Source organism: Amphritea atlantica (assembly GCF_900111095.1).
Lineage (GTDB): Bacteria > Pseudomonadota > Gammaproteobacteria > Pseudomonadales > Balneatricaceae > Amphritea > Amphritea atlantica.
Map to the genome: position 1 here is coordinate 80,517 of NZ_FOGB01000017.1, position 19,528 is coordinate 100,044.

Below are 19,528 nucleotides of genomic sequence, written 5' to 3' on the forward strand. Positions count from 1 at the left end.
CTTTCTCTGACCGTACCGGTCATCTTCGCAAAAGCCTGCTGGTTGATGTTATTACACACCAGTAGGCGCGTCATAACATCCTCCAGTATCAGAATTTTTATACATGCTTTGATGCGTGTAATTTGAGGATACTATTGTGGAACAACTTTCAGGCGGCGAAATGGTAATTCGCGCCCTTAAAGATGAGGGTGTGAAACACATCTACGGCTATCCGGGCGGAGCGCTGCTGCATATTTATGACGCTCTGTTTCAGCAGGAAGATGTACAACACGTGCTGGTTCGCCACGAGCAGGCCGCTACCCATATGGCTGATGCGTATGCCCGTGCAACCGGTAAAGCCGGTGTGGCACTGGTGACTTCCGGCCCGGGTGCTACCAATGCGATTACCGGTATTGCAACAGCATATATGGATTCGATTCCGATGGTGGTGATTACCGGCCAGGTCATGAGCTTCCTGATCGGTGAAGATGCGTTTCAGGAGACCGACATGATCGGTGTCTCCCGTCCGATAGTGAAACACAGCTTCAGTGTGCAGAACCCTGAAGATATTCCCTCCATCATTAAGAAAGCGTTCCATATTGCGGAAAGTGGTCGTCCGGGACCGGTTGTGGTTGATATTCCCAAGGATATGACTAATCCGACCGATCGCTTTAATTACGAGTATCCGAAAAGTATTAAGCTGCGCTCATATAACCCGGTCACCCGGGGGCATAGCGGCCAGATTAAGAAAGCGATCGATATGGTGCTGGGTGCCAAGCGTCTGGTTCTCTATACGGGTGGTGGTGTCATTATGGGTGATGCCAGCGCGGAGCTGACCGAACTGGCTAAGCTGCTGAATGCGCCGGTAACCAACACCCTGATGGGGCTGGGTGGTTATCCGGGTACCGATCGTCAGTTTATCGGTATGCTGGGGATGCACGGTAGCTATGAAGCGAATATGGCGATGCACCATGCGGATCTGATCCTGGCGGTGGGTGCCCGTTTTGATGACCGGGTAACCAATGGTGTGGATAAGTTCTGTCCAACCGCGAAAATTATCCACGTGGATATTGACCCCGCTTCGATTTCGAAGACTATCCAGGCCGATGTGCCAATTGTAGGCCCTGCCAAGCATGTATTGCAGGAGATGGTCGAACTGGTTAAAAGCAGCAAAAAACAGCCTGGCAAAGAATCGATCGATGCCTGGTGGCAGCAGATCGATGAGTGGCGTGGCCGTCACGGTGGCCGTTTCCGCACCGATGATTCGGAGCTGATGAAACCGCAACAGGTTATCGAGATGCTGAGCAAGGTCACTAAAGGTGATGCTTATGTTTGTTCTGACGTCGGTCAGCACCAGATGTTTGCGGCACAGTATTATAAGTTCAATAAACCGAATCGCTGGATCAACTCCGGTGGTCTGGGCACTATGGGCTTTGGTCTGCCTGCGGCGATGGGTGTAAAGATGAACTTCCCGGATGAGGAGGTTGTCTGTGTCACCGGTGAAGGCAGTATTCAGATGAATATTCAGGAGCTGTCGACCATCAGTCAGTACGATATTCCGGTTAAGGTTATCTGTTTGAACAATCAGTCTCTGGGCATGGTGCGTCAGTGGCAGGATATGAACTATGAATCACGTCACTCGCAGTCCTATATGAAGTCCCTGCCGGACTTCGTTAAGCTGGTTGAAGCTTATGGACATGTCGGGATGAAGGTTGAGAAGTATGAAGACCTTGAAGCGGCAATGACTGAAGCGTTCTCCCTGAAAGATCGCATGGTGTTTATGGATATCGCTGTAGATCCGTTTGAGCATGTATACCCGATGCAGGTACCACGTGGCTCTATGCGGGATATGTGGCTGAGCAAGACGGAGAGAACCTGATCATGAGACATATTATTTCTGTGCTGATGGAAAACGAGCCAGGTGCGCTGTCCCGGGTTGTGGGTCTGTTCTCCCAGCGTAACTTCAATATTGAGTCGCTAACGGTAGCACCAACGGAAGATTCCACTTTGTCACGCCTGACGGTCACCACGATCGGTAGCGATCGGGTGATCGAGCAGATCACCAAGCAGCTGAATAAGCTGATCGATGTGGTGAAGGTGGTTGATCTGACTGAAGGTGATCATATCGAGCGTGAGCTGATGATGATCAAACTGAAAGCCAGTGGCCAGATGCGTGCGGAGATCAAGCGTACGGCGGATATTTTCCGCGGTCAGATTATCGATGTAACGCCGACCACCTATACGGTTCAGCTGACCGGTGCCAGTGATAAGCTGGATGCTTTCATCGAAACCCTGGGCACCAGCCATATTATGGAGGTGGTACGTACTGGTGTCTCCGGTCTGTCCCGTGGTGAAAAGGTGTTGAGCCTGTAACACTTTCGAACTGTTAAAAAACCGCTCATTGAGCGGTTTTTTTTGGTCTCTGTGAAGGGTGGGAAACAAAGAGGGGCTAATTTTCTGGTGAATCGTTGATTCCGACTATACTAAGTATTCCCCCGGCAGAAAAAGCTAAAAACCGGGGAAGCAGACCGGCGTCACAGGGAATCTGCAGTCTTCTGGCGCACAGAGAGCCAGGATGGCCTATCAACAGAGTTCCGGTCTGAGGAGGTTATTATGATCCGTTCAGTCAGGCTGATCGCTCTGTCGTCGATCGTCGTGGTTGCCCAGCTGGGTTCGTTCAATACAGTCGAGTATCAGGACGCTAATGCCAGGAGCGGCACTGTCAGCAGCGTTGTCAGTTATATGTCCAGTGATTTGACCAGAGATTTTAGCCAGTATTCTCAGCAACCTTTATGGTGGCAGACGAGTCTGTTCCCACGCTGGAACGATACCTATGTTGTTGTATTTGAGCAGAAGATGCTGGCCTGAGGTTTTGTTCGCCACGAAGATGGTGCCGGGTTAATCAATACTGGTGTTTCTAATTTAAGCGTATTACTCTTGGTCTCACAATAACTGGTTATAGTACTCAGAGATCATCCTATGAGTGGAAAACTGCTCTATCTGGTGGGCGCTTCTGGCAGCGGTAAAGACAGCTTGCTCGAGGGGTGTCGTCGGCGCCTGCAGGCAAATCATGGCTGCTTTGTGGCTCATCGTTATATCACCCGAGCCCCGAATGTCGGTGGCGAAAATCATATCCACCTCTCACCGGAAGAGTTTGATATGCGTGCCAGCATGGGGATGTTTGCCATGCAGTGGTACTCTCATGATTACAGCTATGGTATCGGTTCAGAGATCGATAACTGGTTGTCGAAAGGGGTTAATGTGGTGATCAACGGCTCCCGTGAATATCTGCAGATCGCAATGCATGCTTATCCCAATCTGATTCCTGTGCTGGTTGAAGTTGAAGAGGATATTCTGCATCAGCGGCTGACAAAAAGGGGCCGGGAGAGTGAAGCCGAGATTATCAAACGGCTGGCCCGGCATCGTCAGTTTGTTGATAGCCTGCCGGACAATATTCAGCTGATTGATAATAACTCCAATCTGCAGGATGGCGTTGATGCATTGCTGAAACTGATTGAGTCGCTGGCACCCGAGTCGGTTAAACCGGCCCGTTCTACGCATTAATCCGACCTTAATTACACAGTTATCTGAGGGTGCTATGATCGCACCCTCTTTTTTTGTCGGGGAAGTAAAATGTTCAGTATCGAAATGAGCGTAAGGGATTATGAACTGGATATGCAGGGCATCGTCAACAATGGCGTCTATTTTAATTATCTGGAGCACGCCCGCCATGAGTTTCTGCTTAGCAGCGGTGTTGATTTTGCAGCATTGACCGAAGCGGGTATCCATCTGGTGGTGATCCGTTCTGAACTGGATTACCAGTCTTCATTGAAGAGTGGCGATCGTTTTCGGGTGGAAGTTGAGCTGGAGCGGATCAGTAAAGTGAAGTTTGGTTTCCGTCAACGGGTTGTGCGAGTCAGCGATGACAGGTTGTGTGTAAACGGCCTGGTGATCGGCACGGCACTGAATGAGCGTGGCCGCCCCTATATCTCACCTGAGCTTGATGCGCTGTTCAGTGCATGATTAAAACCGCTTTTGATAGCCCGGCCATTGTACTATTGATCGGGCTCTGTATGTTATTCGGCCTGAATCAGACGGTGGTTAAGTTTGGTCTGGAAGGCATCTCGCCGTTGATGCAGGCCGGTCTGCGTTCTGTTGGTGCATCACTGCTGCTGATGTTGTGGATGACGTTACGTGGAGAGAAGATCTTTCGTGACGACGGTGCTTTCTGGTGGGGGGTATTACTGGGGGCGCTGTTTGCCATCGAGTTTCTGCTGATCTATATCGCTTTGACGCTGACTACCGCATCCCATACCACCATATTTCTCTATACCTCGCCCTTTATTGTCGCCCTGGGGACCCATCTGTTTGTTCCGGATGAGTCACTGAAACGATCACAGGTGGTAGGGTTGCTCATTGCGTTTGCCGGGGTTTTCTTCGCCTTCCGAGATTCAGTCGATGGTGAGGCTTCCCTGTTGGGTGATAGTCTGGCGCTGGCCGCGGCGTTTTTCTGGGGTGCCACGACGGTGGTGCTGAAAGCCTCTCCCCAGCGACACCAGTCGCCCTCCCGGGTGCTGCTGTATCAACTGGTGGTTTCGGCGCTGGCACTGCCTTTGCTTTCGTGGCTGATGAATGAACCGGGTATTACGCAGTTGTCGTCATGGGTGGTTGGGTCGCTGCTGTTTCAGACCGTTTTGATGGCGTTTGCCGGGTATCTCGCCTGGTTCTGGTTGCTCAGCCACTATCCGGCAGCGAAAATTGCCAGTTTTACCTTCCTGACGCCTCTGTTTGGCGTGCTGTTTGCCTGGATGATTCTGGATGAGCAGTTAACATACGATATGCTGGGAGCACTGTTGCTGGTGGCACTGGGCATCTATCTGGTTAATAAGCCGGGTCGGCGGGTGTAGCTGAGGCTAGCGGATCTGTGACCAGAAAGCATCGATCAGCGGGCTTTGCAGTTTCTTTTTCAGGGCAAACAGGCCTACGTCGTAAGCTTTTAGTTGCGGCTCAATGTCGAGGATGCGTACCCGCTCTGCCAGCGGACTGTTGTCCAGTACGATTTTGGGCACGACTCCAACCCCAAACCCCAGACTGACCATGCTGACAATCGCCTCATTACCGGCCACCTGCGCATAGATAAGGGGTTTGCTCTGGCGTGCTTTGAACCACTGATCTATCCGTTTACGTGACACACCCTCCTCCGACAGAATCATCGGGATGGCCGACCAGTCGGGTGAACCTCTGAGCATCGGGTCAAGCTGGAGATCTTTCTGTGGAGCGATAAACAGCAGTGGTGAAGTGGCAATATGTTTGAAGGCCAGGCTGGCGTTCAGGGTGTCAGGTTTAGCGGCAATGGTGATATCGTCGGTGCCAGCCAGCACCCGCTGAATGGCGTTTTCCGGATCGCCGGTATGCAGTTTCAGTTCAATTCTGGGGTGCTGTTTGCGAAAATCACTGAGAATATCGTAAAGAAAGCTGTAACTGGCGGTGACGGAGCAGTAAACACTGATCTCCCCCTGCAGTTCCTGTACCCCTTCCAGCAGAGAGTTACGTACCACATCCCACTGGGTCAGCGCTTCCCGGGCATATATCTGAAACCGGGCTCCCTCACGGGTCAGACTGACGGTGCGGTTGTCCCGTTCAAACAGTTGCACGCCCAGCGATTCTTCCAGCTGCTTTATCGCCCGGGTCAGTGCTGAAGGGCTGATATGACAGGCTTCGCTGGCCCGGCCAAAGTGAAGGGTGTCACAGAGACTAATGAATAACTTCAGCGATCGGGTGTCCATGCAGAGGGTTTCCAAAGAACGGTTGGCTGGGCGGATGCAACGCTGTCGTCGGCAGACTTTGTTGCAGTATTAGAAATGTATTTTTTCATATGTTTCTGAAAGTGCAATATATTCAGGCGGGGTAACCCTGTTTTTGTGTATTCATCTTTGATCTGGATTAGGGAAATCTGAGGCTATAGAGGGTAGTGTTTGCGGTCATATTCACGTTGCAATGGCGCGCTGTCGCCCTGAGGTCTGATATGAAGTATGACATCGTAATAATTGGCGCAGGCCCGGCCGGACTGAGTTTTGCCCGGTCACTGGGGGAAACATCCCTGAAAGTGCTGTTGGTAGAGCGTTCATCCCTGACGACGTTGCGTGAACCCCCGGAAGATGGTCGTGAGATCGCCCTGACCCATCTGTCGGTAGAGATGATGAAAGCTTCGGGAGCCTGGCAGCAGCTTGCGGATAAAGATGTATCACCGATCTGTGCCGCAAAAGTTCTGGATGGTAATTCCAGCTATACCCTGGATTTCGATAATGATGATGCCGATCTGGATGCTTTGGGTTATCTGGTGCCAAACGACAAAATACGCAAAGCCTATTTTGAGGTGGTTGAAGGTATCGACAATGTTGAGCTGTTAACCGAAACCTCCGTTGAGGAGGTCGGCAGTGGCAGTGATAGCGCCTGGGTTATCCTCTCTAATGGAGAGCGGGTTGAGTGTGATCTGCTGGTGTCTGCGGACAGTCGTTTCTCAGAAACCCGCCGGAAAATGGGTGTTCCGGCCACCATGAAGGATTTCTCCCGTACGGCGATTGTGTGTCGTATGGAGCATACACTGCCTCATAATCAAACCGCTTTCGAGTGTTTCCACTATGGGCGTACTCTGGCGATTCTGCCAATGACCGGCAATCTCTCCTCTATCGTGGTGACTGTTTCAAGTGCTGAGGCCGATACCATTTTCAATATGAGTGAAGAGGCGTTTGCTGCGGATATTGAGCAGCGTTTGCAGGGCCAACTGGGCAGTATGAAGCTCTATGGTCGGCGCCATCTCTACCCGCTGGTAGCGGTGCATGCCAACAAGTTTATTGGTCGCCGGTTTGCGGTGATAGGTGATGCTGCGGTGGGGATGCACCCGGTGACCGCTCACGGATTTAATCTGGGATTACGCAGTCAGGAGACCCTTACCAAAGAGATTAAACAGGCGCTGTCTAAGGGAATGGATATCGGCAGTTATACGGTGTTGGAAAAATACCAGAGCAACCATATGCGGGTCACTAAACCGCTTTATATGGGCACTAATCTTGTGGTTGGTTTGTTTACCAATGATAACTTTGCGGCCAAGATTGCCCGCAAGGCGACTTTGAGAATTGCTAATAACTTTTCTCCATTGAAGCAAGTGATCACCCGTAAGCTGACTGAGAAGCGGATCGATATCCCTTTCTTTCTGCCAGGGCTGAAATAGTAGCTGCATTCTGTTAACAGCATCGCTTTGAGGGCTGTATCGCTGTGATACCGCCCTTTTTCTATTGAGTCTTCAATCGGGGAAGGTATTCTTAGAACTGCGGTAACAACAAAGTTGCCTGAGCAGAGGCCTGTTATGAAAACCCGTGAACAACTGAAAATTCTGCTGTTGCAGATCCGTGATGGCGAGCAGGTGCGTCGGGAAGAACATCATAGCTTTGCTGAGTACAGTGGTTTGAAGCCGCAACAGATAGCGATTCTCAATGTTTTTGATACGCCGGATTTTCCGCTCACGGTGGCTGATGATTACGATGCTTTGCTGGTGGGCGGTGCCAGTGAGGCGGACGTTCTCAAACCTGATCAATATGGTTTTATCCCCCGGTGTGAGTCGCTGATCCGTCACTGTGCAGACACCGGCAAGCCTGTATTTGCCTCCTGTTTTGGTTTTCAGTTAGCGATACTGGCGTTGGGAGGGCAGATTTTTCACCGGGATACCGGCTTTGAAATGGGGGCTATTCCGATTACGCTGACAGAAGCTGCCACCCATGATCCGCTCTATTATGATACACCGGATCAGTTTGCTGCCGTTTCAGTACACCGGCAGTACGCCAAAACCCTGCCGCAAACCTGCCAGTTGCTGGCTTATACCGATCAGTGTGTTCACAGCTTTAAACTCAGGGGGAAGCCGTTCTGGGCTTTTCAGTTCCACCCTGAGGTCGATAAAGCCACCCTGATTGAGCGACTGACTTTTTATAAGTCACATTATACCGAGGGCGATGGTCAGCTGGAGCAGGTGTTGAGTTCGGCGGTTGAAACCCCGGAGTCGAATATTCTGGTGCGTAAATTTGTTGACCGGGTGCTGCTGGGAACCTGACCCTGTTTCTGTCCCCGGCTGTCGTGTAGACATAGCTTTCCCGGATTCGGAAAAGTAGAATGTCGTTACATTTTGTTAATCCATTGGTGTAAATAGCTCTATGAATGACCCACAGGGAAACAAACCAGAACCATCTGAACAGTCCGATCAGGAACAGTCATGTCCTGATCAAACGGGGCCTAAGCCTCGCAGCAGAGGGATCTACCTGCTGCCGAACCTGTTTACCACAGGGGCGCTGTTCTGTGGATTTTATGCTGTAGTGGCTGGTATGAACGGGGTTTTTGATAATGCCGCCATCGCAATTTTTGTGGCGATGGTGCTGGACGGCCTGGATGGTCGTGTTGCCCGTCTGACCAATACCCAGAGTGCCTTTGGCGCGGAGTATGATTCATTATCAGATATGGTCTCTTTTGGCGTGGCGCCGGCGTTAGTAACGTTCAGCTGGGCGTTGAGTGGTGCAGGTAAATTTGGCTGGTTCTGTGCCTTTATCTATGTTGCCGGGGCAGCCCTGCGACTGGCGCGTTTTAATACCCAGATCGGTTCGGTTGATAAGCGCTACTTTATCGGGCTGCCAAGCCCGGCAGCTGCGGCCTCGGTGGCGGGTTTAGTCTGGGCCTGTGTTGAGTTTGGCATCGATGTCAGCGGCTTTGTTTACCCTATCGCTATCTATGTGGCCTTAATGGGTGTGCTGATGGTCAGTAACGTGCTCTATTACAGTTTCAAAGATGTCGATCCCAAGGGAAAAATTCCCTTTATGATTCTGCTGGTGATCGTATTAACGATCGGTGTTATCTCTATCAGCCCGCCTATCTTCCTCTGGCTGCTGCTGTTGGCTTATACCCTTTCTGGTCCGGTTCTCTGGTTGCTGCGTAAACGTAAAGCACTTAGCAGTTAGTTGTTGTCCAATACAGGCAGGAGGTGGTTATGGTGAAGCGGTATAAATCTGGCGGATCGCAACCGGTCCTGCCATCTGAGATCACGCCCGAGTCAGTGTATCGTGACCGGCGTCGTTTTATGCAGGCGGCGCTGTCTGTCGCGGCACTCCCTGTGGTGGGGCTTCCATCCCTGACAGAGGCGGCCGGATATGATATTCCGGCGGACCTGCCGCGATATAAAGGGCCTGACTGGCTGCAACCTAAGCTGGCAGAGGCTGGCCGTAATGCAGAGTTATCAACCCGTGAAACCCTCGCACCCTACTACAATGTAATCACCCACAATAACTTCTACGAGTTTGGTACGGATAAGCGTGATCCGGTGCGCAATGCCCAGGAATTTAAAACCGACCCCTGGATGGTTGAGATCAGCGGTGAAGTGGCTAAGCCGGGCAACTATCATCTGGAAGATATTCTTGCCCCCCATGCACTGGAGGACCGGGTGTACCGTCTGCGCTGTGTCGAGGCATGGTCGATGGTGATTCCCTGGCTGGGGTTCCCGCTGGCGGATCTGATTAAACGGTTCGAGCCCACCTCGAAAGCGAAATATGTGCAGTTCACCACGCTGCTGGATAAAGAACAGATGCCGGGACAGCGGGGCTTTTTTAGCACGATAAAGTGGCCCTATGTGGAGGGACTGCGAATGGATGAGGCGATGCACCCGCTAACACTGATGGCGGTGGGGCTTTATGGTAATGCTTTGCCCCCTCAGAATGGCGCACCGTTAAGGCTGGTTGTGCCCTGGAAGTACGGTTTTAAATCGATCAAATCCATTGTTCGGATCCATTTCAGTGAAACCATGCCGGCAACCAGCTGGAACATGACTGCGCCGGATGAGTATGGTTTCTATGCCAATGTTAACCCTGAAGTTGACCACCCGCGCTGGTCCCAGGCGACCGAGCGGCGTTTACCCTCTTCACTGTTAACACCCAATATTATTGATACACTGCCCTTTAATGGCTATGCCGACCAGGTTGCCCATCTCTATAAGGGGATGGATCTGACCCAGTGGTTCTGATGGTGTCAGTGGCACCCATGAGGCTTTTTCGCTGGTGGTTATTTTTCTTATTACTGTTGCTGCCGCTGGGGATGCTGGTTGAAGGTTTATTGACCAATGACCTGGGGGCTGATCCTGCTAAGTATATTGTTAAAGAGCTGGGGTTCTGGGCGCTGTGTTGGCTATGGCTGACGCTGGCGGTTACGCCGTTGAGAAAGTTTTTCGGCTGGCGCTGGCTAATGGCTTATCGGCGCATGTTCGGGCTGTATGCTTTTTTCTATGCGGTTCTGCATCTGCTGGCATTCGCTACGTTCCTGCTTGGCTGGCGCTGGGATATGCTGATGACTGAGCTGACAAAACGTCCCTATATTGTCATGGGATCACTGGCGTTATTGTTATTGCTGCCCTTAGCCGTAACGTCCACGCAGAAGATGCAGCGCCGGCTTGGCAGACGCTGGAAAAAACTGCATTTGCTGATCTATCCTGCCAGTCTGTTGGTGCTGTTTCACTTCGTCTGGCAGATTCGCTCAGACTTCTTTCAACAACTTATTTTTGCAATTCTGTTGGCTATTTTGCTTGGCTATCGACTATACCTTAAGAGGCGCAGTTAATAAGAGGGGTGGTTCTTATGTATCCGAACCTGTTCTCAGAAAAACTGCTGCTGTTAATAAGTTGGATCGCCAGAATTCACAGATCGTGGTGCATGGTTTTTACCAAGCCACCCGATGAAAGGGAAAGGAAATATAATATTCCTATGCAATCGATGTGGTTAGGGCTGCTGGCTTCAGCAGTGTTTCTGATTGCACTGATTTCGTTACTGTACTGGCTTTTAACGACGTTGGCAGGATAGGCAGTTTTCAGAAAAATTTATCGGTTTTTTCTCTCCTACAGGGGCGGCATTCATGCGCCCCTGTCCTCTGTTTAGCGACGGAACTTTCCCCTTGCACTCTGAAATCTGCTGCTATACTGGCTTATAACCAAGTGATCGACTGGGATATTGGTTTGGACTAAAAAGGATCATTTTAGGCTTGGTATGCAGCTGTTGAGTATTCAACAGAAAGGAGGCCTGAGAATGAGACGACGTATTGGAAGGGTCCTGTTTTTTGCGGGGCTTTTTTATGCGCCGCTGGTGACAGCGCAGTGGCAGGTAAATCTGGTTGAAGGGGCAACTGAGATCAGTCGATCTGTCTACAACCTGCATATGATCATTTTCTATATCTGTGTGGCCATTGCTGTGGTGGTGTTCGGCGTGATGTTCTGGTCGATCATCTGGCACCGCAAATCCCGTGGAGCGAAAGCTGCTCATTTTCATGAAAGCACCTGGGTCGAGATCATCTGGACCATTGTCCCTGTTGTGATTCTGGTTTCGATGGCGGTGCCCGCCAGTACCACGCTGATTCAGATGTACGATAAAAACAATGCGGACATCGATATTCAGATAACCGGATATCAGTGGAAATGGCGGTATAAATATCTCAATCAGGATATCGATTTTTTCAGTACCCTGGCGACTCCCCGCGAACAGATCAGTAATGAACAGCTCAAGGGGGAACACTATCTGTTGGAAGTGGATAATCCTCTGGTCATTCCTGCCGGTAAAAAGGTGCGTTTCCTGTTGACGTCAAACGATGTCATTCACTCCTGGTGGGTGCCTGCACTGGCGGTTAAGAAAGATGCCGTTCCCGGTTTTGTTAATGAGTCCTGGACCCTGGTTGATGAACCGGGTATCTATCGCGGCCAGTGCGCCGAGCTCTGTGGCAGGGATCACGGTTTTATGCCGATTGTGGTCGATGTTAAATCTCCTGAAGATTATCAACTATGGGTTGCAGAGCAAGCCAGCCTTAAAGCTGCAGAGGCAGTATCGGCGCAGAAGGAGATGAGTCAGGCTGAGCTGATGTCCCGGGGAGAAGAGGTTTACAAAGGCACCTGTGCCGCGTGTCATCAGCCGGAAGGACAGGGGCTCCCAGGTATCTTCCCGGCACTGGCAGGAAGCCCGTTAATGACAGGAGATCCTGCTGAGCATATCAATGTGGTACTGCATGGCCGCTCCGGTACCGCGATGCAGGCGTTTGGTGAACAGCTCAAAGCGGTCGATCTGGCGTCAGTGATCACTTACGAACGTAATTCATGGGGTAACCAGGGCGGTGTGGTTACGGTTCAACAAATCAGTAAGTTGTTGAAGGAGTAGGGTGATGGGTAGCTTAGAGCAATCAGTCCATAGTACAGGTCACCATGGCCCTGCCACAGGTATCACCCGCTGGCTCTACACGACCAATCATAAAGATATCGGTACGCTCTATCTGTTCTTCAGCCTGACAATGTTCTTTATTGGTGGCTGTATGGCGCTGACCATTCGTGCCGAACTGTTTCAGCCAGGATTGCAGTTGGTCAGACCCGAGTTTTTCAATCAGATGACCACCTCTCACGGATTGATTATGGTGTTTGGCGCGGTGATGCCCGCTTTTGTCGGTCTGGCAAACTGGCTTATCCCAATGATGATCGGTGCCCCGGATATGGCGCTGCCGCGGATGAATAACTGGAGCTTCTGGATCCTGCCCTTTGCTTTCACCATGATGCTTTCCACGCTGTTGATGGAGGGTGGTGGCCCCAATTTCGGCTGGACTTTTTATGCTCCGCTGTCCACTACATACGCTCCGCCCAGTGTGACGTTTTTCATCTTTGCCGTGCATATGATGGGAATCAGTTCGATTATGGGGGCGATCAATGTGATCGCCACGATTCTTAATATGCGCGCCCCTGGCATGAAGCTGATGGATATGCCTCTGTTTGTCTGGACCTGGTTGATAACCGCTTTTCTTCTGATTGCGGTAATGCCTGTTTTAGCCGGTGTGGTGACCATGATGCTGATGGATATCCATTTTGGTACCAGCTTTTTTGATGCTGCCGGTGGTGGTGATCCGGTGCTGTTTCAGCATGTGTTCTGGTTCTTTGGTCATCCGGAGGTGTATATCATGATTCTGCCCGCGTTTGGGGTTGTGTCTGAAATTATTCCCACCTTCGCCCGTAAGCGTCTTTTTGGTTATACCTCAATGGTGTATGCCACTGCATCGATAGCGATACTCTCATTCATTGTCTGGGCACATCATATGTTTGCTGTAGGGATGCCGCTGGCCGGTGAGTTGTTCTTTATGTTTACCACGATGCTGATAGCCGTGCCTACCGGGGTGAAGGTGTTTAACTGGGTTGCCACCATGTATCGGGGGTCAATGACCTTTGAAACGCCGATGCTGTTTGCGCTGGCTTTTGTGGTGCTGTTTACTATTGGCGGCTTTTCCGGCCTGATGCTGGCGATCGCACCAGCGGATTTCCAGTATCACGATACCTACTTTGTGGTGGCGCATTTTCACTATGTACTGGTACCCGGCTCCATTTTCGCGCTTATGGCAGCGACCTATTTCTGGTTACCTAAGTGGACCGGGCATATGTATAACGAGTCGATGGCTAAGCTACATTTCTGGCTCTCTTTTATCGGTGTCAATATCACCTTCTTCCCGATGCACTTTCTGGGTCTGGCGGGGATGCCCCGACGCATTCCCGATTATGCGCTGCAGTTTGCTGATTTCAATATGGTGGCCACCTTTGGCGCGTTCCTGTTTGGATTTTCCCAACTGGTGTTTGTGTATAACATCATCAGTTGCATCCGCTCGGGCAGGCAAGCAACAGACCGGGTCTGGGAAGGTAGTCATGGGCTTGAATGGACGCTGCCTTCGCCACCGCCCTATCACTCGTTCACTGAGCCGCCAGTATTTACACATCCCTACAAAGAGAATGACCGAGGTGTGTGATGAATCAGCTGCAGCAACGTAATCGGTCCCTGTTAATAAAGCTGTTAGCCGGGACCGTGCTGATGTTTGGTTTTGGCTTTTTACTGGTGCCTTTGTATGACGTGTTTTGCGATGTGACCGGCTTAAACGGCAAACTGCAGAACACGGGGGCTCTGACACAAGAATATAAAGTTGATAGCAAACGCCAGATACGGGTGCAGTTTCTGGCGGTCAATAATGAATCGATGCCGTGGCGTTTGCGACCCGAGCAGGCGGAGATCTCGGTCCATCCGGGACAGATGACGCAAACCGCTTTTTTGGCATTTAATCCAACCGAGCGGAATATGGTCGCTCAGGCGATACCCAGTGTGGCTCCCTCTGAAGCTGCTCCCTACCTGCACAAGGTGAACTGCTTCTGCTTTGAACAGCAACCGCTTGCTGCCGGTGAAAAGCGCGCCATGCCGCTGGTGTTTATGGTGGATGATCAATTGCCGGGCTATATCTCCACCATCACGCTCTCTTATACCCTGTTTGATATTACCCCCGAATCCAGCCCGGTCAGCGGTATTGCTGTTGCACCTGCAAGGAGTGTTCTATGAGTACTCAGGCTTACTATGTACCCGCTCAAAGCCGCTGGCCAATAATGGCTTCGGTTTCCCTGTTTCTGATCGCCTTCGGGGCCGGAACACTCATTAACGCACTGAGTGCTGATGCCGGTGGCGGACTTGGACTAACACTGTTGCTGGCCGGTGCGCTCTGTATGGGGCTTATTCTCACCGGCTGGTTTGGTCATGTTATCGATGAAAGCCGTCAGGGGCTCTACTCAGACCAGATGGATCGTTCGTTTCGCTGGGGAATGAGCTGGTTTATCTTCTCTGAAGTTATGTTTTTCTCAGCCTTTTTTGGCGCTCTGTTTTATGTCAGAAATCTTTCAGTGCCCTGGTTGGGAGGGGAGGGAGAGAAAGGCGTGGCGAATATGCTGTGGCAGGGCTTTGAAGCCACCTGGCCGCTGATGAAAACCCCCGATATGACTGCCTATCCTGGCCCTGGTGGGTTGATCGATCCGCTACATCTGCCACTGGTGAATACTCTGTTACTGTTAAGTTCCAGTGTTACAGTCACCTTTGCTCACTATCGCTTAAAGCAGGATCGCCGGCCTCAGGTGATACTGTGGTTGCTACTCACAATCGCCCTTGGATCGGCATTTCTGGTGTTCCAGGCGGTGGAATATATCGAGGCTTACCACGAATTAGGGCTCACACTTCATGCCGGTATTTATGGTGCCACATTCTTTATTCTGACCGGGTTTCACGGCATGCATGTGACGCTGGGAACGCTGATGCTGATAATTATTTTACTGCGGGTGATACGGGGACATTTTGAACCAGACCATCATTTTGGTTTCGAGGCGGTTTCATGGTACTGGCATTTCGTGGATGTAGTCTGGGTTGGATTATTCCTGTTTGTCTATCTGTTGTGAATGGGCTGTTGTGACGTGGGCTGTTGTGATGATGGCATCAGCGGGAACGGGGTGCGTAGTTGCAGTTCGCCACTGTAAAAGCCAATCAGAATGATAAGCAGAAGGAACGCCGCCTGGGATACCCGTAAAACCAGCGATTGCACGGTACGTCGTGAGCGACTTTGATCCTTCAACAGAAAATAGAGGCCTGCAAAAAGACTGATAATGATCAGAGCAAAGATGATAACAATGATGATCTTAAACATATTCAGTACTCGGTTTCGAAATGAGTAAAACTGTTTTAAAACACGCCTCTATGAGTAAAGTCCAGAGGCTCCCGCTTAGCAAGTGGGTGATCGTTACGTTGACAGTGTTGCTGATCCCTCTTTTGTTATGGCTGGGGGTATGGCAGTTGCAGCGGGCGGCCGAAAAGCAGCAATTGCTGGATCGTTGGAACAGTGCCCGTACCAATCTGACAGCGTTGCCAGAGTCTGTGACTGACTCTGTAGGTGTGCATCTGAGAGGCCGATTTGTTCCTGAGGTGATTTATTTGTTGGATAACAGAACACGAGAGGGACGGGCAGGTTACGAGGTGGTTGTGCCCTTTAAAGCGGAGAAATCGATGCGAGAGGAGCGGTTGGTGCTGGTTAATCTGGGCTGGATAGCGGCCAGTCAGTATCGCGATCAGTTGCCTGAGATTGATCTGCCGCAGAAGGTTGTCAGTCTGAGTGGCCGGCTGGTTACTCCGTCAGCACCGTTACAGCTGCTTCCTGATACCTGGTCGCAGAGCGGGTTGGTAAGAATACAGCAACTGGATATGACCCGGCTGAGGCTACGACATCCCGGATTGTATCCGGCGGTGATTCGACTGGAGAAACCGTTATTGCCCGAATTGAGGGTCGGCTGGCCAGTGGTAACAATGTTACCCGAAAGGCACATCGGCTATGCCGTTCAATGGTTCGGTCTGGCGCTTGTGCTGATGGGTGGGTGTGGCTGGCTTATCTGGCATCGCAGGCAGGAGGTGTTATGAGCAACACAGGTTATCCGCGTACTGTATTCTGGCTGGTATGGGCGGTTGCCCTGTTACCCCTGTTGGGTGCGTCACTGGCATATTTCTCGGGCTGGCGGCCTGCAGAGCACATTACCCAGGGTGAACTCTACCCTCCGGGTGTGACGCTGAGTGATCTGCAACTGGGCGACCCGGCGTTAACCGCAGAGGGAAGTTGGCGGTTGATTTTGCTGGTAGGTGACAAGTGTGGTGACGAATGTCATCGTTGGCAGGCTTTGTTGCCAAACCTGCATGCCTCACTGGGTAAGGACAGGGATCGGTTACTCTGGCAGCAGGTTGAAAACAACCAGCAGGGAGTGGGACTGTTGCTGGCTGATCCTCAGGGATTTATGGTTACCCGCTACAGTCTGTCACTGCCGCCGCAATCGATTATCAAAGACCTGAAACGTTTACTACGGATTTCTAAGGTGGGATGAGATGAATACCCGGCGCCCACTGATTATCTGTTATCTGGCCATTGTTCTGGCTGTGCTGGTGATTCTGATGGGGGGCTGGACCCGGATTATGGATGCCGGACTTGGCTGCCCGGACTGGCCCGGTTGTTTCGGGCAGATGACTGCGCCCATCTCTGCAGCACATATAGCCGAGGCACAGCAAAAATTTGCCGGCGTCGAGGTTGATGCTGCAAAAGGCTGGCTGGAGATGATCCACCGTTATATGGCGTCCACACTGGGACTGCTGATTCTGCTGCTGGCGGTGGTTGCCTGGCAAAAACGCAAAGAGTCAGGATATCCGGTGGGTCTGTCTCTTTTTCTTCTGGTGCTGGTGGTCTGCCAGGGCGTGTTTGGTATGTGGACGGTTACTCTCAAATTGCTGCCACCCGTGGTCTCCGGGCACCTGCTGGGAGGCTTGCTGACCCTGATGATGCTTATTTTGCTGGCGGGCAAACTGCGTCAGTCTGCTAAACCAGCGAAAGTTGTTTCAGGGCGGTGGATTATGCGGTTGGCAGTGTTGGTGTTGTTTATGCAAATTCTGCTGGGGGGATGGACCAGTGCGAACTACGCTGGTTGGGCCTGTACTCACTGGTTAAGCTGTGTCGAAGGGCAGCGCACGGAACTGGATTTCAGGTCAGGTTTCAGTCTCAGTTTTGATATTGGTCAGAATCATCAGGGCGGAACCCTTTCCCAGCCAGCCAGGGCTGCGATACAGATGACCCACAGGGTTGGAGCGCTGGTGGTGGTGGCGACTATGTTCCTGGCCGGAGCCCTGGCACTGCGCCACAGCGCCAGCAGAACCCCGGCCCTGATTCTCTTCACTCTGCTGATTGTGCAGATTTTTATGGGAGGGGCTAATGTGGTTTATGGGGTGCCCACCTGGCTGGCGTGGTTGCACCATGTGGGAGCTGTATCCCTGCTCTTGTGCTTGTTATGGCTTAAGGCGCGTTACGAATCGGAGGTTTACTATGAATAATAGTCTGCAGCGAGTATTCCATTCACCCTTTGCTCTGTGCCGTGATTACCTTGAGTTGTGTAAGCTCAGAGTCGTGGCAGTGATGTTGCTCACCGCTATTGTGGGGATGTGTCTTGCAACACCGGAGCTCCCTCCGATAGCAACCATGATCAGTGCAACATTGGGGATAGGCCTGATGGCCTCGGGAGCAGCAGCGGTTAATCATGTGATGGACCGGAATATCGATGCCAAAATGGCCAGAACTCACCGCCGACCATTACCACAGGGAAAGATTGATGAGACCCGGGCGCTGCTGTTTGCCGCCCTGCTATCCCTGTCTGGTATCACAGTACTGATATTCTGGACCAACCTGTTAACCGCATGGCTGACGCTCGGGGCACTGATCGGTTATGCCTTGATCTATACCATGCTGCTAAAACGGGCGACACCGCTGAATATCGTTATCGGAGGGATCGCGGGGGCCGCCCCGCCACTGCTGGGCTGGGTTGCAGTAACTGGCCGGATCGAGCCGGATAGTCTGCTGCTGGTACTGATTATTTTTGCCTGGACGCCACCGCATTTCTGGGCGCTGTGCATCCATAAAAAAGATGACTATGCCCGGGCAGGCGTGCCTATGTTGCCAGTGACTCATGGGGAGGGCTATACCCGGCTGCAGATTCTGCTTTATACCGTGCTGATGGTGTTGACGACACTTTTCCCCTTTATGACCGGTATGAGTGGTCTGATATACCTTATAGGGGTGACGCTGCTGAACCTGCGGTTTTTCCAGTGGGCTGTAAGAGTGTATATGGCGAATGATTCAACAGCGCCGATGTCGATGTTCTGGTTCAGTGTGAAATATATTATGTGGTTATTTGTCGTGTTATTGGTCGATCACTACGTAATAGGTCTACACTGATTAAAATAGGACACACAATTTCAATCGATTTGATTTTCTGATTTTTAAAGACTGTCAACGACAGATGAAAACCGGACGTTAAGGAGAGTGCGGTTACCCAAAAACAAGAGTAAGGCCGGGAACGAATCCGAGCCTTGGGAGGAATGACCTATGTTTCTGCAACATATGTGGGGTGTCATCTACGACCCTAAACATGAGTGGCGAGATATACGTAAAGAGCATTACTCAATGATGCACTGCTTCTTGTCACAGATAAGCATTCTGGCAGCTATCCCGGCCCTGTCGCTTTTTATTGGTACAACCCAGATAGGCTGGAGTATTTCCGGGGGAGAGTTCGTCAAACTGTCTATACAGAGTGCAATGATGGCGGCTATCGCATTTTACGTTGCGATGTGGATAGGCGTGGGCTTTATTGCTTATGTTATCCACTGGATGGAGCGAACCTATGGCGGGAAAGCCAGCCTGGATGATTGCATGGTGCTGGCGACATTTACCGCGACACCTATGTTTATGGCGGGTATTGTCGGTTTATACCCGGTTCTGTGGCTGAATGTGATCGTAGGGATGGTGGCACTGGCCTATACGGTCTATCTGTTGTTTACAGGAGTGCCTGAAATCATGCAGATTCCTGAGGACAGAGCATTTTTCTTCGCCTCTTCAATTCTGACTGTTGGTCTCTGTGTTCTGGTGGGGCTTCTGGCGGTAACGGTTATTATGTGGAGTACTGTCATCCCTCTCAACTATGTAGGCGGTTAGTCTATTTTAGGAGCTAGACGCGACTTCGTCGCTTGCTAGTGGTTAGAACGGAAACTGCGTTTCCTGCTAGAAAAAGCAACGAAAAACATAAAACCGCCGTCAGGCGGTTTTTATGTTTTTGGATTCTGTTTTGCGGACG

Annotated in this window: 22 protein-coding genes; 20 read left to right on the forward strand and 2 right to left on the reverse strand. The window is 51.3% G+C overall.

The window, feature by feature from the left end:
- The first annotated feature begins 136 nt into the window (after positions 1-136).
- The 6 genes from BMY09_RS19680 to BMY09_RS19705 all read left to right on the forward strand — a co-directional run bounded on the left by BMY09_RS19680 (position 137) and on the right by BMY09_RS19705 (position 4,886).
- Positions 137-1,858: an acetolactate synthase 3 large subunit gene (locus tag BMY09_RS19680; RefSeq protein ID WP_091361687.1), complete on the forward strand. Its 1,722-nt coding sequence runs from the start codon at positions 137-139 to the stop codon at positions 1,856-1,858.
- Positions 1,859-1,860: 2 nt separating this feature from the next.
- Complete coding sequence (ilvN, locus tag BMY09_RS19685; RefSeq protein ID WP_091361688.1) at positions 1,861-2,352, forward strand: acetolactate synthase small subunit; 492 nt, start codon at positions 1,861-1,863, stop codon at positions 2,350-2,352.
- A 240-nt stretch (positions 2,353-2,592) separates the two neighbouring features.
- A complete protein-coding gene (locus BMY09_RS19690) occupies positions 2,593-2,847 on the forward strand; it encodes a hypothetical protein (RefSeq protein WP_091361690.1) in 255 nt (84 codons plus the stop codon).
- Positions 2,848-2,958: 111 nt separating this feature from the next.
- Positions 2,959-3,543, forward strand: a complete 585-nt coding sequence (gene phnN, locus BMY09_RS19695; RefSeq protein ID WP_091361691.1) for a phosphonate metabolism protein/1,5-bisphosphokinase (PRPP-forming) PhnN — start codon at positions 2,959-2,961, stop codon at positions 3,541-3,543.
- Positions 3,544-3,612: 69 nt separating this feature from the next.
- Positions 3,613-4,002, forward strand: coding sequence for an acyl-CoA thioesterase (locus BMY09_RS19700; protein WP_091361693.1), 390 nt, complete (start codon positions 3,613-3,615; stop codon positions 4,000-4,002).
- Positions 3,999-4,886: a DMT family transporter gene (locus BMY09_RS19705; RefSeq protein ID WP_091361695.1), complete on the forward strand. Its 888-nt coding sequence runs from the start codon at positions 3,999-4,001 to the stop codon at positions 4,884-4,886. The genes BMY09_RS19700 and BMY09_RS19705 overlap by 4 nt, the downstream gene beginning before the upstream one ends.
- 6 nt (positions 4,887-4,892) lie before the next feature.
- Here the strand turns inward: BMY09_RS19705 and ilvY are convergent, their stop codons facing one another.
- Positions 4,893-5,765 (reverse strand): HTH-type transcriptional activator IlvY, encoded by an 873-nt coding sequence (gene ilvY / locus BMY09_RS19710; RefSeq protein WP_091361697.1) that lies wholly within the window; start codon positions 5,763-5,765, stop codon positions 4,893-4,895.
- 239 nt (positions 5,766-6,004) lie between these two features.
- Here ilvY and ubiM point away from each other — a divergent pair, with 239 nt between their 5' ends.
- The 9 genes from ubiM (at position 6,005) to BMY09_RS19760 (ending at position 15,277) form a co-directional block, all read left to right on the forward strand.
- Entirely contained in the window at positions 6,005-7,210 is a 1,206-nt protein-coding gene (gene ubiM / locus BMY09_RS19715) for a 5-demethoxyubiquinol-8 5-hydroxylase UbiM (protein ID WP_091361699.1), read from the forward strand.
- A gap of 135 nt (positions 7,211-7,345) precedes the next feature.
- On the forward strand, positions 7,346-8,083 hold the full coding sequence (locus tag BMY09_RS19720) for a type 1 glutamine amidotransferase (RefSeq protein WP_091361701.1): 738 nt from the start codon (positions 7,346-7,348) through the stop codon (positions 8,081-8,083).
- Positions 8,084-8,183: 100 nt separating this feature from the next.
- Positions 8,184-8,978 (forward strand): CDP-diacylglycerol--serine O-phosphatidyltransferase, encoded by a 795-nt coding sequence (pssA, locus tag BMY09_RS19725; RefSeq protein WP_091361703.1) that lies wholly within the window; start codon positions 8,184-8,186, stop codon positions 8,976-8,978.
- Positions 8,979-9,007: 29 nt separating this feature from the next.
- Positions 9,008-10,033: a protein-methionine-sulfoxide reductase catalytic subunit MsrP gene (msrP, locus tag BMY09_RS19730; RefSeq protein WP_091361705.1), complete on the forward strand. Its 1,026-nt coding sequence runs from the start codon at positions 9,008-9,010 to the stop codon at positions 10,031-10,033.
- A gap of 17 nt (positions 10,034-10,050) precedes the next feature.
- Complete coding sequence (locus BMY09_RS19735; protein WP_245756637.1) at positions 10,051-10,623, forward strand: protein-methionine-sulfoxide reductase heme-binding subunit MsrQ; 573 nt, start codon at positions 10,051-10,053, stop codon at positions 10,621-10,623.
- 461 nt (positions 10,624-11,084) lie between these two features.
- Positions 11,085-12,200: a cytochrome c oxidase subunit II gene (gene coxB / locus BMY09_RS19745; protein WP_091361731.1), complete on the forward strand. Its 1,116-nt coding sequence runs from the start codon at positions 11,085-11,087 to the stop codon at positions 12,198-12,200.
- 4 nt (positions 12,201-12,204) lie between these two features.
- Positions 12,205-13,818, forward strand: a complete 1,614-nt coding sequence (gene ctaD / locus BMY09_RS19750; RefSeq protein WP_091361709.1) for a cytochrome c oxidase subunit I — start codon at positions 12,205-12,207, stop codon at positions 13,816-13,818.
- Positions 13,818-14,396, forward strand: coding sequence for a cytochrome c oxidase assembly protein (locus tag BMY09_RS19755; protein ID WP_091361710.1), 579 nt, complete (start codon positions 13,818-13,820; stop codon positions 14,394-14,396). The genes ctaD and BMY09_RS19755 overlap by 1 nt, the downstream gene beginning before the upstream one ends.
- Complete coding sequence (locus BMY09_RS19760; protein WP_091361712.1) at positions 14,393-15,277, forward strand: cytochrome c oxidase subunit 3; 885 nt, start codon at positions 14,393-14,395, stop codon at positions 15,275-15,277. Before BMY09_RS19755 ends, BMY09_RS19760 begins: the two co-directional genes overlap by 4 nt.
- Here BMY09_RS19760 and BMY09_RS19765 read toward each other — a convergent pair.
- Positions 15,265-15,522 carry a twin transmembrane helix small protein gene (locus BMY09_RS19765; RefSeq protein ID WP_091361714.1) on the reverse strand — a complete coding sequence of 86 codons (258 nt, stop codon included), beginning with the start codon at positions 15,520-15,522 and terminating at the stop codon, positions 15,265-15,267. The genes BMY09_RS19760 and BMY09_RS19765 overlap by 13 nt on opposite strands.
- A 20-nt stretch (positions 15,523-15,542) precedes the next feature.
- On the opposite strand from BMY09_RS19765, the gene BMY09_RS19770 reads away from it, so the two are divergent.
- The 5 genes from BMY09_RS19770 to BMY09_RS19790 all read left to right on the forward strand — a co-directional run bounded on the left by BMY09_RS19770 (position 15,543) and on the right by BMY09_RS19790 (position 19,389).
- Positions 15,543-16,286: an SURF1 family protein gene (locus BMY09_RS19770; RefSeq protein WP_091361715.1), complete on the forward strand. Its 744-nt coding sequence runs from the start codon at positions 15,543-15,545 to the stop codon at positions 16,284-16,286.
- The gene (locus BMY09_RS19775) at positions 16,283-16,741 is read left to right on the forward strand and encodes a hypothetical protein (protein WP_091361717.1); all 459 of its coding nucleotides are present in this window, start codon (positions 16,283-16,285) and stop codon (positions 16,739-16,741) included. The genes BMY09_RS19770 and BMY09_RS19775 overlap by 4 nt, the downstream gene beginning before the upstream one ends.
- 1 nt (position 16,742) lies before the next feature.
- On the forward strand, positions 16,743-17,735 hold the full coding sequence (locus BMY09_RS19780) for a COX15/CtaA family protein (RefSeq protein ID WP_091361719.1): 993 nt from the start codon (positions 16,743-16,745) through the stop codon (positions 17,733-17,735).
- Positions 17,728-18,633 carry a heme o synthase gene (cyoE, locus tag BMY09_RS19785; RefSeq protein ID WP_091361720.1) on the forward strand — a complete coding sequence of 302 codons (906 nt, stop codon included), beginning with the start codon at positions 17,728-17,730 and terminating at the stop codon, positions 18,631-18,633. Before BMY09_RS19780 ends, cyoE begins: the two co-directional genes overlap by 8 nt.
- Positions 18,634-18,783: 150 nt before the next feature.
- Positions 18,784-19,389, forward strand: a complete 606-nt coding sequence (locus BMY09_RS19790) for a Yip1 family protein (RefSeq protein WP_091361722.1) — start codon at positions 18,784-18,786, stop codon at positions 19,387-19,389.
- Positions 19,390-19,528 lie beyond the last annotated feature (139 nt).

Coding starts and splice junctions, on each gene's coding strand:
- ilvN (WP_091361688.1), top strand. CDS start 1,861: ATGAGACATATTATTTCTGTGCTGATGGAAAACGAGCCAGGTGCGCTG.
- BMY09_RS19690 (WP_091361690.1), top strand. CDS start 2,593: ATGATCCGTTCAGTCAGGCTGATCGCTCTGTCGTCGATCGTCGTGGTT.
- phnN (WP_091361691.1), top strand. CDS start 2,959: ATGAGTGGAAAACTGCTCTATCTGGTGGGCGCTTCTGGCAGCGGTAAA.
- BMY09_RS19700 (WP_091361693.1), top strand. CDS start 3,613: ATGTTCAGTATCGAAATGAGCGTAAGGGATTATGAACTGGATATGCAG.
- BMY09_RS19705 (WP_091361695.1), top strand. CDS start 3,999: ATGATTAAAACCGCTTTTGATAGCCCGGCCATTGTACTATTGATCGGG.
- ilvY (WP_091361697.1), bottom strand. CDS start 5,765: ATGGACACCCGATCGCTGAAGTTATTCATTAGTCTCTGTGACACCCTT.
- ubiM (WP_091361699.1), top strand. CDS start 6,005: ATGAAGTATGACATCGTAATAATTGGCGCAGGCCCGGCCGGACTGAGT.
- BMY09_RS19720 (WP_091361701.1), top strand. CDS start 7,346: ATGAAAACCCGTGAACAACTGAAAATTCTGCTGTTGCAGATCCGTGAT.
- pssA (WP_091361703.1), top strand. CDS start 8,184: ATGAATGACCCACAGGGAAACAAACCAGAACCATCTGAACAGTCCGAT.
- msrP (WP_091361705.1), top strand. CDS start 9,008: ATGGTGAAGCGGTATAAATCTGGCGGATCGCAACCGGTCCTGCCATCT.
- BMY09_RS19735 (WP_245756637.1), top strand. CDS start 10,051: ATGAGGCTTTTTCGCTGGTGGTTATTTTTCTTATTACTGTTGCTGCCG.
- coxB (WP_091361731.1), top strand. CDS start 11,085: ATGAGACGACGTATTGGAAGGGTCCTGTTTTTTGCGGGGCTTTTTTAT.
- ctaD (WP_091361709.1), top strand. CDS start 12,205: ATGGGTAGCTTAGAGCAATCAGTCCATAGTACAGGTCACCATGGCCCT.
- BMY09_RS19755 (WP_091361710.1), top strand. CDS start 13,818: ATGAATCAGCTGCAGCAACGTAATCGGTCCCTGTTAATAAAGCTGTTA.
- BMY09_RS19760 (WP_091361712.1), top strand. CDS start 14,393: ATGAGTACTCAGGCTTACTATGTACCCGCTCAAAGCCGCTGGCCAATA.
- BMY09_RS19765 (WP_091361714.1), bottom strand. CDS start 15,522: ATGTTTAAGATCATCATTGTTATCATCTTTGCTCTGATCATTATCAGT.
- BMY09_RS19770 (WP_091361715.1), top strand. CDS start 15,543: ATGAGTAAAACTGTTTTAAAACACGCCTCTATGAGTAAAGTCCAGAGG.
- BMY09_RS19775 (WP_091361717.1), top strand. CDS start 16,283: ATGAGCAACACAGGTTATCCGCGTACTGTATTCTGGCTGGTATGGGCG.
- BMY09_RS19780 (WP_091361719.1), top strand. CDS start 16,743: ATGAATACCCGGCGCCCACTGATTATCTGTTATCTGGCCATTGTTCTG.
- cyoE (WP_091361720.1), top strand. CDS start 17,728: ATGAATAATAGTCTGCAGCGAGTATTCCATTCACCCTTTGCTCTGTGC.
- BMY09_RS19790 (WP_091361722.1), top strand. CDS start 18,784: ATGTTTCTGCAACATATGTGGGGTGTCATCTACGACCCTAAACATGAG.